Genomic DNA, 14,204 nt, shown 5'->3' with positions numbered 1-14,204 from the left:
GGACAGGTTTTTTTGCATTAAGAGATTCTAACGTGGCGAAGAATATTCAGGCGATTCGCGGGATGAACGACTACCTGCCTGCGGATACTGCCCTCTGGCAACGGATTGAAGGCGTTCTCAAGCAGACGCTGGCGAGCTACGGTTACAGCGAAATTCGCTTACCGCTGGTAGAGCAAACCCCACTGTTTAAGCGCGCCATCGGTGAAGTCACCGACGTGGTTGAAAAAGAGATGTATACCTTTGACGATCGCAACGGCGAAAGCCTGACGCTGCGCCCGGAAGGCACAGCAGGCTGTGTGCGAGCCGGTATCGAACACGGTTTACTCTACAACCAGGAACAGCGTCTGTGGTACATGGGTCCCATGTTCCGCTATGAGCGTCCACAGAAAGGCCGCTATCGTCAGTTCTATCAGATTGGCGTGGAAGTTTTTGGTCTGCAGGGACCAGACATCGATGCTGAACTGATCATGCTGAATGCACGCTGGTGGAAAGCCCTGGGTATCTCTGAGCACGTTCGCCTTGAACTTAACTCTATCGGTTCGCTGGAAGCGCGTGCTCACTACCGTGATGCGCTGGTCGCCTTCCTGGAACAGCACAAAGAGGTGCTGGACGAGGATTGCAAACGCCGCATGTACAGCAATCCGATGCGTGTTCTTGACAGTAAAAATCCCGACGTTCAGCAACTGCTGAATGATGCGCCACAGCTTGGCGACTATCTGGATGATGAATCACGTGAACATTTCAGCGGTCTGTGTGCCTTACTGGATGATGCCGGAATCAGCTACACCGTCAATCAGCGTCTGGTGCGCGGTCTGGATTACTACAACCGCACCGTGATTGAGTGGGTGACGGATAGCCTGGGTTCACAGGGCACGGTATGCGGCGGCGGTCGCTATGATGGCCTGGTTGAGCAGCTCGGTGGCCGCGCGACACCTGCCGTTGGCTTTGCTATGGGTATGGAGCGTCTGGTATTGCTGGTTCAGGCAGTTAATCCTGAATTTGAACCGACGAGCAATGTGGATGTCTATGTTATCGCTTCAGGTCAGGGCGTGCAGTCTGCTGCGATGCAGCTGGCTGAGAAATTGCGTGATGAAGCGCCTGAACTGAGGCTGATGACCAACTTTGGCGGCGGCAACTTCAAGAAGCAATTTGCCCGTGCTGACAAGTGGGGCGCGCGCGTTGCCCTGGTGTTAGGCGAGGATGAAGTTAAAGCCGGTCAGGTCGTGATTAAAGATCTGCGCCGTGGCGAGCAGCAAACGCTGGATCAGGCAGAGGCTGCTGCTGTATTGCGTACGCTGCTACAGTAAGCGTGACACAGCACCAACCATAGAAAGGAGAAGGATTGCGTGGAAGTGTATAGCAATGAAAACGAGCAGACCGACGCGCTGCGCAACTTTTTTGCCAATAATGGCAAAGCGTTAGCCATTGGCGTAGTGATCGGCATTGCTGCGCTGGGTGGCTGGCGTTACTGGAGCAGTCATCAGGATGATACGGCGAAATCGGTATCCGCACAGTATCAGCAGCTGACCAGCGCCATGCAGGCAGGCAAGCCGGAAACGCTGGAAGCGGTAAACCGTTTTGCCAGTGAAAACAGCAACACTTACGGTGCTCTGGCCGCGATGGATCTGGCGAAGCAGTACGTTGACGCCGGTCAGCTTGATAAAGCGGCATCACTGCTGCAAAACGGCCTGAAAGATACCAAAGATGCCAATCTGCAGGCAGTGATTAACCTGCGCCTGGCACGCATTCAACTGCAACAGAATCAAGCGGATGCGGCGCTTAAAACCCTTGACGGTGTGAAGGGTGATGGCTGGACAGCCATTGTGGCCGATATTCGCGGCGAAGCGCTGCTGACCAAAGGCGACAAGCAGGGCGCGCGCGATGCATGGAGTAAAGGGGTTGAATCTGACGCCTCTCCGGCATTGAAGCAAATGATGCAGATGAAGATGAATAACTTAAGCTAAGCCAGTCAAGAGAGAGCGCATGGAATTACGTAAATACCTGCTGCCGGGACTGATTTCAGTCACTTTGCTCAGCGGTTGTTCGCTGTTTAGCGGCGAAGAAGATGTAGTAAAAATGGCCCCGTTGCCGAAGGTCGAAAATCAGTTCACGCCACAGAAAGTGTGGAGCACCTCGGTTGGTGACGGTGTGGGTGATTTCTACTCAAATCTGCATCCTGCCTGGCAGGATAATACGGTTTACGCTGCCGACCGCTTTGGTATCGTCAAAGCACTGGATGCCGCAGACGGTAAAGAAAAGTGGAAAGTCGATCTCTCTGAGAAAACCGGCTTCTTCTCGAAAAATATTTCAGCCCTGCTATCAGGTGGCCTGACGGCCGATGGCGACCGCATTTATGTTGGCAGCGAACGCGGCCAGGTTTTTGCCCTGAACAGCAGCGATGGTAGCGTGGCCTGGCAGACGAAAGTCGCCGGTGAAGCGCTGTCACGTCCGGTGGTCAGCGATGGCCTGGTGCTGATTCATACCAGCAACGGCATGTTGCAGGGACTGGATCAGAGCAGCGGTGTGGTGAAGTGGAGCGTCAACCTGGATATGCCAGCGCTGTCTCTGCGCGGTGAATCTGCGCCGGCTGTGGCCTTTGGCGGCGCAATTGTCGGTGGCGACAACGGCCGTGTCAGTGCCGTGGCAATGAACCAGGGACAGCTGATCTGGCAGCAGCGTATTTCTCAGGTCAGCGGTGCCACGGAGATTGACCGTCTTAATGACGTCGATACCACACCGGTTATCGTTAACGGCGTCGTTTATGCACTGGCCTACAATGGCAATCTGTCGGCGCTGGATCTGCGTTCAGGTCAGATTTTGTGGAAACGCGAAATCGGCGGTGTGAAAGATCTGATTGTTGACGCCGGCCGTATCTATCTGGTCGATCAGGACGATCGTGTGATCGCTCTTAACACTGACGGCGGTGTTGCCATCTGGCGTCAAAGCGATCTGCTGCATCGCAACCTGACTTCACCGGTGCTCTACAACGGTTATCTGATAGTCGGTGACAGCGAAGGTTATCTGCACTGGCTGAACACCACAGATGGACGTTTTGTCGCGCAGCAGGAACTGGATAGCTCAGGCTTCCAGACCGAGCCGGTAGTTGCCAGCGACAAGCTGCTGATCCAGTCCAAAGACGGTGAGCTTTATGCGATTACCCGTTAACGGGTAAACGTCTGGCAGGTGAAATCCTCCGTTCCGACGGCTCCTGATTTAATCAGGGGCCGTTTCGTTTTTAGTCAGGCATGGTATTCTTTGCGCCTTAAGCCTGAACTTAACGGCCAGAGCCGTTATAATCTCGCCATTCGGGCGATTAATTTTTTATTGAGGCATTTTGTTATGGTACCTGTGGTCGCGCTGGTTGGGCGTCCCAATGTGGGAAAATCTACGCTATTCAACCGTTTAACACGCACACGTGATGCGCTGGTAGCGGATTTTCCTGGACTGACTCGCGATCGCAAATATGGTCGCGCCGAAGTGGAAGGGCGCGAATTTATTGTTATTGATACCGGTGGTATCGACGGCACCGAAGAGGGTGTTGAAACGCGGATGGCTGAACAGTCACTGCTGGCGATCGAAGAAGCCGATGTTGTGCTGTTTATGGTGGATGCGCGTGCGGGCATGATGGCCGCCGATCAGCAAATTGCGAAGCATCTCCGTTCCCGTCAGAAAGCGACCTTCCTGGTGGCAAATAAAACTGACGGGATGGATCCGGATCAGGCGATTGTCGACTTCTATTCACTGGGCCTGGGCGAAATCCACGCCATTGCGGCGTCGCATGGTCGTGGTGTGAGCAGCCTGATTGAAGAGGCGCTGCTGCCGTGGATGGAAAAAGTTGAGGCGGTCGAGCTCACTGAAGAAGAAGAGAACCAGGCTTACTGGGCTGCGTTAGAAGCTGACGAGATTGCTGAGCAGGAAGCCGCAGAGGAAGAAGAAAACTTCGACCCGACGGGCCTGCCGATCAAACTGGCTATCGTTGGTCGTCCAAACGTAGGTAAGTCAACGCTTACCAACCGCATTCTCGGTGAAGACCGCGTGGTGGTCTACGATATGCCGGGCACCACCCGCGACAGCATCTACATTCCGATGGAGCGCGATGGACGTGAATACGTTCTGATCGACACCGCCGGTGTCCGTAAGCGTGCCAAAATCTCTGACACTGTAGAGAAATTCTCGGTGATCAAGACGCTGCAGGCGATTGAAGATGCCAACGTGGTGATGCTTGTGATTGATGCGCATGCCGGCATTTCCGATCAGGATCTCTCACTGCTTGGCTTCATTCTCAACAGTGGTCGCTCGCTGGTGATTGTGGTCAACAAATGGGATGGCCTGTCGCAGGAAGTACGTGATGAAGTGAAAGAGACGCTGGACTTCCGTCTGGGCTTTATCGATTTCGCCCGTATCCACTTTATCTCTGCGCTGCACGGCAGCGGCGTGGGTAATCTGTTCGAGTCGATCACAGAAGCTTATGACTGCTCGACCCGACGCGTAAATACCTCGCTGCTGACGCGCATCATGAACATGGCTGCAGACGATCACCAGCCGCCGCTGGTACGCGGTCGCCGCGTTAAGCTGAAATACGCGCATGCCGGTGGTTATAACCCGCCTATCGTAGTGATCCACGGTAATCAGGTGAAGGATCTGCCCGATTCTTACAAACGCTATCTGATGAACTACTTCCGTAAATCACTGAACGTGATGGGAACGCCAATTCGTATTCAGTTCAAAGAGGGTGATAACCCTTATGAAGGCAAACGTAACCTGCTGACGCCAACGCAGCAGCGTAAACGCAAGCGTCTGATGGCGCATATGAAAAAGAATAAGCGTTAACAAAATGAGGGCCATCTGGCCCTCTTTTTTTGCTCTGAACTCATCAGGCAGGGAGAAGAAAATGATGGTGATGTGTGAAAAATGTCAGCAACCGCTGTCGCTCAGCAACGGTGAAATTATCTGCAGTGCCTGTGGTGCACATTATCCCGCGAAACCCTGTTGCCCTGAGTGTCACCAGCCGCTTGACGTACTCAAAGCCTGCGGTGCAGTGGACTACTTTTGCCGCAATGGACATGGTCTGATCTCCCGCAAGCGCGTACTGTTCCAGCCGCCAGGTCACTAACGCCGCTTTCAGCTACGCGTAATCTGTCTGAGAATCCACCGCGACGCCCGGCTATTTGTAGCAAAAATGCTATTGCGCCGTAACAAACCGGTTAGATATGTTCACTCTGTAACGTACCAGGTGGTACAATCCTGCCGCGTCGTGGGAGGGGTCAGCCACTTCAGTGCTCTTCCGGCCCACAGATTCTCACGGACGCGGGTCTGTTTATATTCGATTTGAAACCGAGCGATGCTCCACGCGCACCTGTTAACGCGCCGGAGTCCGGATGGCCTCTGTCCGGGCGCTCTGTTTATTCAGGAGAGTAAGTGTTATGGCTGAAACATCCTCCCGCGCCGGAAAGGGGCTGGGAATCGCATCCATGCTGCTCGGACTGGTGCTGCTTGCCACCGGTCTGTTTTTTGCAATTGGCGGCGGTAAACTGGTTGCCCTGGGCGGCAGTTGGTACTTTTTAATTGCGGGTATTGTTACTGTCCTCTCCGCAATCCAGTTCTTCCGTCGCAAATCTTCGGCAGTGGTTCTGTTCCTGCTGGTCTTTGCTGGCACCCTGATCTGGTCGCTGTTTGACGCAGGTCTGGATTTCTGGCCACTGGTCTCGCGTCTGATGGTTCCAGCCGGACTGACGCTGCTGGCTTTCCTGATCTGGCCTTCACTGCGTAAGCACGAAGGTAAGCACTCACTGGCGAAACCTTCTTACGCGTTCGCGGCAGTGCTGGCGGCAGGCATGGTGGCAACACTGGTGCAGATGTTCCAGCCTCATCCTACCGTTGCGGCTACGGGCGAAGAGTTACCGTTGATCCCGGTAGACAAAGCGAAACAACAGAAAGACTGGGATAACTACGGCAACACGCCTCAGGGCAGCCGCTTTGTGGCACTCGATCAAATCACCCGCGACAACGTGAAAGATCTGCAGGTCGCGTGGACCTTCCGCACGGGTGATACCCCAGTCAGCCCGACCGGTAACGGCGCAGAAGATCAGCAGACGCCATTACAGATTGGCAATACCCTTTATCTCTGTACGCCGCATAACAACGTTATCGCCGTTGAAGCCAACACGGGTAAGCAGATCTGGAAACGTGAAATCAACGCCCAGGCTGAAGTCTGGCCGCGCTGCCGTGGTCTGGCTTACTTTGATGCAACCAAACCGCTGCAACAGCCTGATAAACCGGGATCATCACCTGTTCCGGCCGCTGTCCTGCCAGCCGGTGACAGCTGTCAGCGTCGTATTCTGATGAATACCATCGATGCACGACTGATTGCGATCAACGCCGACAACGGTGAGTTCTGTGAAGATTTTGGTAATCACGGCATCGTAGATCTTAAAGCGGGCCTGGGTCAGGCACCGGACCCACAATATCAGCTGACCTCCGCGCCAACGCTGGCCGGTACCACGGTTGTGGTGGGTGGCCGTGTCGCAGATAACGTACAGACCGATATGCCTGGTGGTGTGTTACGTGGTTTTGACGTGATTACTGGCAAAATGCGCTGGGCGTTTGACCCGGGCAATGTTGACCCGAATGCGATACTGATGCCGGGCAAAGATTATACCCGCAGTACGCCAAACTCATGGGCGCCGATGTCATATGACCCGGCAATGAACACCGTGTTCATCCCAATGGGGAGTTCGTCAGTTGACCTCTGGGGTGCGAACCGTACCGCGCTGGATCACAAATATGGCGCATCGGTGCTGGCGCTGGATGCCACCACCGGTAAAGAGAAGTGGGTCTATCAGACCGTACATAACGATCTGTGGGACTTTGACCTGCCGATGCAGCCAAGCCTGATCGACTTCCCGCAAAAAGATGGCAGCACCACGCCAGCGGTCGTGATTGGCGGCAAAACTGGCATGATCTTCGTGCTTGACCGTATGACCGGCAAGCCGCTGACCAAAGTCGAAGAACTGCCGATGCCACAGGGTCATATCCCGAACGAGCAGTACACCAAAACGCAGCCTCACTCGACCGGTATGCCGCAGATTGGCAACCAGACGCTGAAAGAGTCTGACATGTGGGGGGCGACGCCGTTTGATCAGCTGGCCTGCCGTATTGGCTTTAAATCGATGCGCTATGATGGCCTGTTCACCGTGCCGGACACCGATAAGTCTCTGAGCTTCCCGGGTTCGCTGGGCGGTATGAACTGGGGCAGCATGTCGACCGATCCGAACAACCACCTGTTGTTCGTCAATGATATGCGTCTGGGTCTGTGGGTGCAGATGATCCCGGCTGATACCAGCAATATTGCGCGCGGCAGCAATGGCGGCGAAGCGATCAACACCGGTATGGGTGCCGTTCCGCTGAAAGGCACACCATACGCTGTGAATAAAAATCGCTTTATGTCACCGTTGGGTATCCCATGTCAGAAACCGCCATTTGGTACGCTGTCGGCGATTGATATGAAAACGCAGAAAATCGTCTGGCAGGTGCCAGTGGGTACTGTGCAGGATACTGGTCCGTTCGGCATCAAGATGCGCATGAAGATGCCAATTGGTATGCCAACGCTGGGCGGTACGCTGGCAACCCAGGGTGGCCTGGTCTTCATCGCCGGTACACAGGATTACTACCTGCGCGCCTTTGACTCTTCAACCGGTAAAGAGGTGTGGAAAGCACGTCTGCCGGTGGGCAGTCAGGGCGGCCCGATGAGTTACGTCTCACCGAAGGATGGTAAGCAGTACATCCTGATCTCGGCAGGTGGCGCACGTCAGTCACCAGACCGCGGTGACTACGTGATTGCTTACGCGCTGCCAGACAGCAAGTAACAACGTATAAGTAAAAGGGCCGACATTGTCGGCCCTTTTTTTATTTGCCGTCGCGCCACAGCGCCTGCAACTCGGGCGGCGCGACCTGTTCCGGAATCAGGAGCACAATGGTGCCCACCTCGCGGCGGGTGGCATATTGAATCTGGATACGGAAATAACGCTGATCGCCACTGCCCACCTGCGCGGCTTTATCCTCGGGTTCGCCCAGCGGCATTGCCTGCTCCAGCGCATGGCAGACGCGCTGTTTTTCTGGCGCCGGCAACTCGCCCAGCATAAAGCGACGTTCGGCGCGAAGCCCGGGAATAAAGGCCATGCCGCCTTCACGAGCGACGATGATGGTGGCATCATCGGTGAGTTCGGGCAGATCACTCATAGCACGCCAACCTCCTTCCACGCCTGTTCAATAGCACTGCTGACCGACTCGTTGAACCGTTTTTTACCATGCTGTACGGTGAAGCGGGCAAAGGTTTTAAAATCCGCATCCTGTGGCAGTTCGTCGTCACACACCGTGTCGTACCAGGCATATCCCGCCTGTTCCCAGGCATAACCACCCAGCGCTTTGGCCGCCAGATAAAAGGCCCGGTTAGGAATGCCGGAGTTGATATGAACGCCGCCATTATCTTCACGGGTTTTCACGTAGTGATCCATGTGTGCCGGTTGCGGATCTTTGCCCAGCATCGGGTCATCGTAGGCGGTGCCAGGTTCAGACATCGATCGCAGACCACGTCCGTTGATGCCTTTCGCCAGCAGGCCTTCACCGATAAGCCAGTCCGCCTCATCGGCGCGCTGTTTTTTACTGAACTGTTTCACCAGCGAGCCAAAGACATCCGACAGCGACTCATTCAGCGCGCCAGCCTGCTCAAAGTAGATTAACCCGGCTTCATTTTCTGTGACGCCATGCGCCAGTTCATGCGCCACAACGTCAATCGCAATGGTGAAGCGATTAAAAATTTCACCGTCACCATCACCAAATACCATCTGCTGACCGTTCCAGAAAGCGTTCTGGTATTTTTCACCATAGTGCACGGTACCCAGCAGTTTCAGCCCCTGATTATCCAGCGAGTTACGCTGATAAGCCTGCCAGAAGAAGTCATAGGTCACCCCAAGGTAGTCCCAGGCTTCTTCAGCCGCGACATCATCATTACCGGGCTGGCCCTCCTGACGAATCAGCTTGCCCGGCAGGGTTTCCTGGCTCTGGGCATCATAAATTTCACGATCCACATGACCGCCCGCCGCCGTTTTAACGCCGGTCGGCTTTTGCCAGTGTTCCGCCATGAGATGTTGAACGTGCGTCAGGGTGCGACGCGCCTGCTCCTGCTGGTGGCCGGAACCGTGTGCGATGATCTTGCGAAGGATATAGGGAGGGATAACGCAATAAGGCATCTGAAACTCCTTGGCATCAGGGATGTGCCAAAAAGTATAGACCCGTCAGGCTGGATAGACCTGGTAATTAAGGCCATAGTTAAGTGGAAAAATGTGAGCTAACGGGCATAGTTGGCGTCAGGAAGCGGTTTTGCGGCGACGCTTTTTTTCAGGCAACAGCTGTGTCACCTGGCTTTCAACCCAGCCATCATCAAGGCGGGTGCGCAGCAGATCGCCGCTCTGGAGCTGTGCGGTTTTCTTCACCACCTGTCCGGTGTTGTCAGTGGTCACGCTAAAACCACGCGCCAGCGTCGCCAGCGGGCTGACGCTTTCCAGCTGCGCCACCAACTGACCAAAGTCCTGTTTGTTGCTGTTCAGCTGGCTGGTCATGCTCTGCTGCAGGCGATAGTGCCAGCTTTGCAGCTGCTTTTGCGCCTCGAACAGGCGCTGCTGCGGCTGTTGAGCATTGAGTCGCTGGGACAGGCGATCCTGCTGACGTGTTGCGTGACGCAGACGGGTTTCCATCGCTTCACCCAGACGCTGTTGCAGGCGGAACAGGGCGGTCTGCTGACGAGCCAGACGCAACTGCGGGTGCTGCTGCTGCAGACGATGCTCAAGGCGGGTATAAAGCCGCTGCTGGCGAGCCAGGTAATAATCCATCGCCATCTCCAGCCGCTGTTGCTGAGATTGCAACTGGCGCAGCAGCTCCAGCTGGTTACGGCTGACAATTTCAGCGGCGGCGGAAGGGGTGGGCGCGCGTAAATCGGCAACAAAGTCAGCAATGGTGACATCGGTTTCGTGACCGACCGCGCTGACGACAGGAATGCGGCTGGCAAAAATGGCGCGTGCTACGCGTTCGTCATTAAAACTCCACAGATCTTCCAGTGAACCGCCGCCGCGTCCGACGATTAACACGTCGCACTCATTGCGCAGGTTGGCGATTTCAATTGCACGGACAATCGCCGCGGGCGCATCAACACCCTGAACTACGGTGGGGTAGATCACCACGGGCAGCGAAGGATCACGGCGATGCAGCACACGTAACACATCGTGCAGTGCCGCACCGGTGGAAGAGGTGATAACCCCGACCTGGCGTGCCGGTTCCGGCAGTGGTTGCTTATGCTGCGGATCGAACAATCCTTCGGTCGCCAGTTTTGCTTTCAGCAGTTCAAACTGCTGCTGCAACAAGCCTTCACCCGCCGGATGCATACTCTCGGCAATCAGCTGATAGTCACCGCGGGGCTCATAGAGCGTGATGTTGGCACGCACCAGTACCTGCTGACCGTGCTGCGGACGGAAGGTGACGCGACGATTGCTGTTACGGAACATGGCACAGCGAACCTGAGCGCCATCATCTTTCAGCGTGAAGTACCAGTGACCGGATGCCGGTTGCGTGAAGTTGGAGATCTCGGCGCTGATCCAGACCAGACCCATCTCTTTCTCCAGCAGTTGACGCACTGTCGTATTGAGACGGCTGACGGTAAAAATATTGGCGATGGGTGGCAGCGACATGTGACGAAGATCAAATTCCAAATCAGCAGGTTAATTCATCGATACTACATTGCTGCCTGCGCGGATCAAGAGTTTTTCTTAAATAATGCTGGAGGCAATCGATTACGGCCTGTATAATGCCGCGGCAATATTTTATCTATTCTCAATCACCCGAGGTGGAGTATTGCCATGTTAAGAATCGCTAAAGAAGCACTCACTTTTGACGACGTTCTGCTCGTCCCTGCACACTCCACCGTCCTGCCTAATACGGCCGATCTCAGCACTCAGCTGACCAAAAATATCCGTTTAAACATTCCTATGCTCTCCGCTGCCATGGACACCGTGACCGAATCGGGTCTGGCGATTGCGCTGGCACAGGAAGGCGGCCTTGGCTTCATCCATAAAAATATGTCGATTGAACGCCAGGCGGACGAAGTGCGCAAGGTGAAGAAACATGAAAGCGGCGTGGTCACTGAACCACAGACCGTGCTGCCAACCACGCCTCTGGCTGATGTGAAAGTGCTGACCGAGCGCAACGGCTTTGCAGGCTACCCGGTAGTTAACCGCGACAACGAACTGGTGGGTATCATCACCGGTCGTGATGTGCGCTTTGTAACCGACCTCTCTCAGCCGGTCTCTGCGGTCATGACCCCGAAAGAGCGTCTGGTGACGGTGAAAGAGGGTGAAGCGCGTGATGTGGTCCTGCACAAGATGCACGAAAAGCGCGTTGAGAAAGCGCTGGTCGTGGATGACAGCTTCCATCTGCTGGGCATGATCACCGTTAAAGACTTTCAGAAAGCCGAACGTAAACCTAACGCCTGTAAAGATGCGCAGGGTCGACTGCGTGTCGGTGCAGCGGTGGGCGCGGGTGCCGGTAACGAAGAGCGTATTGATGCGCTGGTCGCAGCAGGCGTTGACGTGCTGCTGATTGACTCTTCACACGGCCACTCTGAAGGTGTGCTGTCACGCATCCGTGAAACCCGCGCTAAATACCCGGATCTGGAAATCGTCGGCGGTAACGTGGCAACAGGCGCAGGCGCTCTGGCGCTGGTCGCGGCAGGCGTCAGCGCCGTTAAAGTCGGTATCGGCCCGGGCTCAATCTGTACTACCCGTATCGTAACCGGCGTGGGCGTTCCACAGATCACTGCTGTTTCTGACGCGGTTACTGCGCTGGAAGGCACCGGTATTCCGGTGATTGCTGACGGTGGTATCCGTTTCTCCGGTGATATCGCTAAAGCAATCGCGGCGGGTGCGTCCTGTGTGATGGTCGGTTCAATGCTGGCGGGGACCGAAGAGTCGCCGGGCGAGATCGAACTCTATCAGGGCCGTTCATTCAAATCCTATCGCGGTATGGGTTCACTGGGCGCGATGTCCAAAGGCTCGTCTGACCGTTACTTCCAGACTGATAACGCCGCTGACAAGCTGGTGCCGGAAGGTATCGAAGGTCGCGTGGCCTATAAAGGCCGTCTGAAAGAGATCGTGCATCAGCAGATGGGTGGATTGCGCTCGTGCATGGGCCTGACCGGTTGCCCGACCATTGACGACCTGCGCACCAAAGCGGAATTTGTCCGCATCAGCGGCGCAGGCATCAATGAGAGCCACGTGCATGATGTGACCATAACCAAAGAGTCACCGAATTACCGCATGGGTTCATAATCCCGATTTCCCGCCCGGCTCAAGCCGGGCGCTTTTATTGATCAAGTCACCGTTCTGGAAACCCCTCAATGACGACGGAAAATATCCATAAGCATCGCATTCTGATTCTCGATTTCGGCTCACAATATACTCAGCTGGTTGCACGTCGCGTGCGCGAACTCGGCGTTTACTGTGAACTCTGGGCATGGGACGTCACCGAAGAGCAGATTCGCCAGTTCAACCCAAGCGGCATCATCCTTTCCGGTGGCCCGGAAAGCACCACCGAACTGAACAGCCCGCGAGCACCTGACTATGTCTTCAACGCTGGCGTGCCGGTGCTGGGCGTCTGCTACGGTATGCAGACCATGGCGATGCAGCTGGGCGGCACCGTGGCTGGCTCAAACGAGCGTGAGTTTGGTTATGCGCAGGTCGAAGTCACCACGCCAAGCGCGCTGGTTCGCGATATCGAAGATGCTATCAGCGCCGCCGGTAAACCGCTGCTGGATGTCTGGATGAGCCACGGCGACAAAGTTACAGCGATTCCGGCTGACTTCGTGACTGTTGCCAGCACAGAAACCTGTCCATTTGCCATTATGGCCAACGAAGAAAAGCGTTTCTATGGCGTGCAGTTCCACCCGGAAGTGACTCATACCCGTCAGGGTCTGCGGATGCTTGAGCGCTTCATCATCGACATCTGTGAATGTGAAGCACTGTGGACACCGGCCAAAATCATTGAAGATGCCGTTGAACGCCTGCGTGAGCAGGTTGGCAACGACAAGGTCATCCTTGGTCTGTCAGGCGGAGTGGACTCCTCTGTGACGGCAATGCTGCTGCATCGTGCCATCGGCGACCGTCTGACCTGTGTGTTCGTGGATAACGGCCTGCTGCGTCTGAACGAAGCACAACAGGTAATGGATATGTTTGGCGACCACTTCGGTCTGAACATCATCCATGTGCCGGCTGAGATGCGCTTCCTGGATGCGCTGGCGGGTATTGATGAGCCAGAAGCCAAGCGTAAGACCATTGGTCGCGTCTTTGTGGAAGTGTTCGACGAAGAAGCGCTGAAGCTGCAGGATGTGAAGTGGCTGGCACAGGGCACCATCTATCCGGACGTGATTGAGTCGGCGGCGTCAGCTACCGGTAAAGCGCACGTCATCAAGTCACACCACAACGTGGGTGGACTGCCGAAAGAGATGAAGATGGGCCTGGTTGAGCCGCTGAAAGAGCTGTTCAAAGACGAAGTGCGCAAGATTGGTCTCGAGCTGGGCCTGCCGTACGACATGCTGTATCGCCATCCATTCCCGGGTCCGGGTCTGGGCGTGCGTGTGCTGGGCGAAGTGAAGAAAGAGTATTGCGACCTGCTGCGCCGTGCCGATGCCATCTTCATCGAAGAGCTGCATAAAGCGGATCTCTACAACAAAGTCAGCCAGGCGTTCACTGTCTTCCTGCCGGTTCGCTCGGTCGGCGTGATGGGCGATGGCCGTAAATATGACTGGGTTGTCTCGCTGCGTGCGGTGGAAACCATCGACTTTATGACCGCACACTGGGCGCACCTGCCGTATGATTTCCTGGGACGCGTCTCAAACCGCATCATCAATGAAGTCGACGGCATCTCCCGCGTGGTGTACGACATCAGCGGCAAGCCACCGGCGACGATTGAGTGGGAATAAACCGGCCCATGCCGATTAAGCGCTGATGCAAAAAAGCCCGCTTCCAGCGGGCTTTTTATTGCCTGAACTCCACTTAGACGGGCCATTTTAACCTTTCAGCACATCTATCCCCATCACTGGCGGTTTTCTGTTCACTTTACCGGAAATTGCGCTATTCTCCCTGCAGTAGAAGCCTGCACTT

The 14,204-nt window shown here is 55.4% G+C and carries 11 protein-coding genes; 8 read left to right on the top strand and 3 right to left on the bottom strand.

Going from position 1 to position 14,204, the window contains the following annotated elements; genetic code table 11:
* Positions 1 to 32 precede the first annotated feature (32 nt).
* The 6 genes from hisS to H7K52_RS03010 all read left to right on the top strand — a co-directional run bounded on the left by hisS (position 33) and on the right by H7K52_RS03010 (position 7,865).
* Complete coding sequence (gene hisS / locus H7K52_RS03035) at positions 33 to 1,307, top strand: histidine--tRNA ligase (RefSeq protein ID WP_003848694.1); 1,275 nt, start codon at positions 33 to 35, stop codon at positions 1,305 to 1,307.
* A 39-nt stretch (positions 1,308 to 1,346) separates the two neighbouring features.
* The gene (locus tag H7K52_RS03030) at positions 1,347 to 1,964 is read left to right on the top strand and encodes a YfgM family protein (protein ID WP_008926704.1); all 618 of its coding nucleotides are present in this window, start codon (positions 1,347 to 1,349) and stop codon (positions 1,962 to 1,964) included.
* A 19-nt stretch (positions 1,965 to 1,983) separates the two neighbouring features.
* The gene (gene bamB, locus H7K52_RS03025) at positions 1,984 to 3,165 is read left to right on the top strand and encodes an outer membrane protein assembly factor BamB (protein ID WP_182629666.1); all 1,182 of its coding nucleotides are present in this window, start codon (positions 1,984 to 1,986) and stop codon (positions 3,163 to 3,165) included.
* A 174-nt stretch (positions 3,166 to 3,339) separates the two neighbouring features.
* Complete coding sequence (gene der, locus H7K52_RS03020; protein WP_008926703.1) at positions 3,340 to 4,830, top strand: ribosome biogenesis GTPase Der; 1,491 nt, start codon at positions 3,340 to 3,342, stop codon at positions 4,828 to 4,830.
* A 61-nt stretch (positions 4,831 to 4,891) separates the two neighbouring features.
* Positions 4,892 to 5,113, top strand: coding sequence for a zinc ribbon domain-containing protein (locus H7K52_RS03015; protein WP_039659539.1), 222 nt, complete (start codon positions 4,892 to 4,894; stop codon positions 5,111 to 5,113).
* 310 nt (positions 5,114 to 5,423) lie between these two features.
* A complete protein-coding gene (locus H7K52_RS03010) occupies positions 5,424 to 7,865 on the top strand; it encodes a glucose/quinate/shikimate family membrane-bound PQQ-dependent dehydrogenase (RefSeq protein ID WP_182629665.1) in 2,442 nt (813 codons plus the stop codon).
* 40 nt (positions 7,866 to 7,905) lie between these two features.
* Here H7K52_RS03010 and H7K52_RS03005 read toward each other — a convergent pair whose 3' ends face one another.
* The 3 genes from H7K52_RS03005 to xseA all read right to left on the bottom strand — a co-directional run bounded on the left by H7K52_RS03005 (position 7,906) and on the right by xseA (position 10,739).
* Positions 7,906 to 8,238 (bottom strand): protealysin inhibitor emfourin, encoded by a 333-nt coding sequence (locus H7K52_RS03005; RefSeq protein ID WP_182629664.1) that lies wholly within the window; start codon positions 8,236 to 8,238, stop codon positions 7,906 to 7,908.
* On the bottom strand, positions 8,235 to 9,248 hold the full coding sequence (locus tag H7K52_RS03000; RefSeq protein ID WP_179895054.1) for a M4 family metallopeptidase: 1,014 nt from the start codon (positions 9,246 to 9,248) through the stop codon (positions 8,235 to 8,237). The genes H7K52_RS03005 and H7K52_RS03000 overlap by 4 nt, the downstream gene beginning before the upstream one ends.
* Before the next feature lie 117 nt (positions 9,249 to 9,365).
* Entirely contained in the window at positions 9,366 to 10,739 is a 1,374-nt protein-coding gene (gene xseA, locus H7K52_RS02995; RefSeq protein WP_182629704.1) for an exodeoxyribonuclease VII large subunit, read from the bottom strand.
* A gap of 168 nt (positions 10,740 to 10,907) precedes the next feature.
* Here xseA and guaB point away from each other — a divergent pair, with 168 nt between their 5' ends.
* Positions 10,908 to 12,374: an IMP dehydrogenase gene (guaB, locus tag H7K52_RS02990; RefSeq protein ID WP_003848714.1), complete on the top strand. Its 1,467-nt coding sequence runs from the start codon at positions 10,908 to 10,910 to the stop codon at positions 12,372 to 12,374.
* A 68-nt stretch (positions 12,375 to 12,442) separates the two neighbouring features.
* Positions 12,443 to 14,023 (top strand): glutamine-hydrolyzing GMP synthase, encoded by a 1,581-nt coding sequence (gene guaA, locus H7K52_RS02985; RefSeq protein ID WP_140915650.1) that lies wholly within the window; start codon positions 12,443 to 12,445, stop codon positions 14,021 to 14,023.
* The last annotated feature ends 181 nt before the right edge of the window (positions 14,024 to 14,204 follow it).

It is taken from the genome of Pantoea hericii (genome assembly GCF_014155795.1).
Taxonomy (GTDB): Bacteria; Pseudomonadota; Gammaproteobacteria; order Enterobacterales; family Enterobacteriaceae; genus Pantoea; species Pantoea eucalypti.
This window is presented reverse-complemented; position numbering and strand designations above follow the sequence as displayed.

Excerpts from the sequence above, each read along its gene's own strand:
- bamB (WP_182629666.1), top strand. The coding sequence starts at position 1,984 with ATGGAATTACGTAAATACCTGCTGCCGGGACTGATTTCAGTCACTTTG.
- der (WP_008926703.1), top strand. The coding sequence starts at position 3,340 with ATGGTACCTGTGGTCGCGCTGGTTGGGCGTCCCAATGTGGGAAAATCT.
- H7K52_RS03015 (WP_039659539.1), top strand. The coding sequence starts at position 4,892 with ATGATGGTGATGTGTGAAAAATGTCAGCAACCGCTGTCGCTCAGCAAC.
- H7K52_RS03010 (WP_182629665.1), top strand. The coding sequence starts at position 5,424 with ATGGCTGAAACATCCTCCCGCGCCGGAAAGGGGCTGGGAATCGCATCC.
- H7K52_RS03005 (WP_182629664.1), bottom strand. The coding sequence starts at position 8,238 with ATGAGTGATCTGCCCGAACTCACCGATGATGCCACCATCATCGTCGCT.
- H7K52_RS03000 (WP_179895054.1), bottom strand. The coding sequence starts at position 9,248 with ATGCCTTATTGCGTTATCCCTCCCTATATCCTTCGCAAGATCATCGCA.
- xseA (WP_182629704.1), bottom strand. The coding sequence starts at position 10,739 with ATGTCGCTGCCACCCATCGCCAATATTTTTACCGTCAGCCGTCTCAAT.
- guaB (WP_003848714.1), top strand. The coding sequence starts at position 10,908 with ATGTTAAGAATCGCTAAAGAAGCACTCACTTTTGACGACGTTCTGCTC.
- guaA (WP_140915650.1), top strand. The coding sequence starts at position 12,443 with ATGACGACGGAAAATATCCATAAGCATCGCATTCTGATTCTCGATTTC.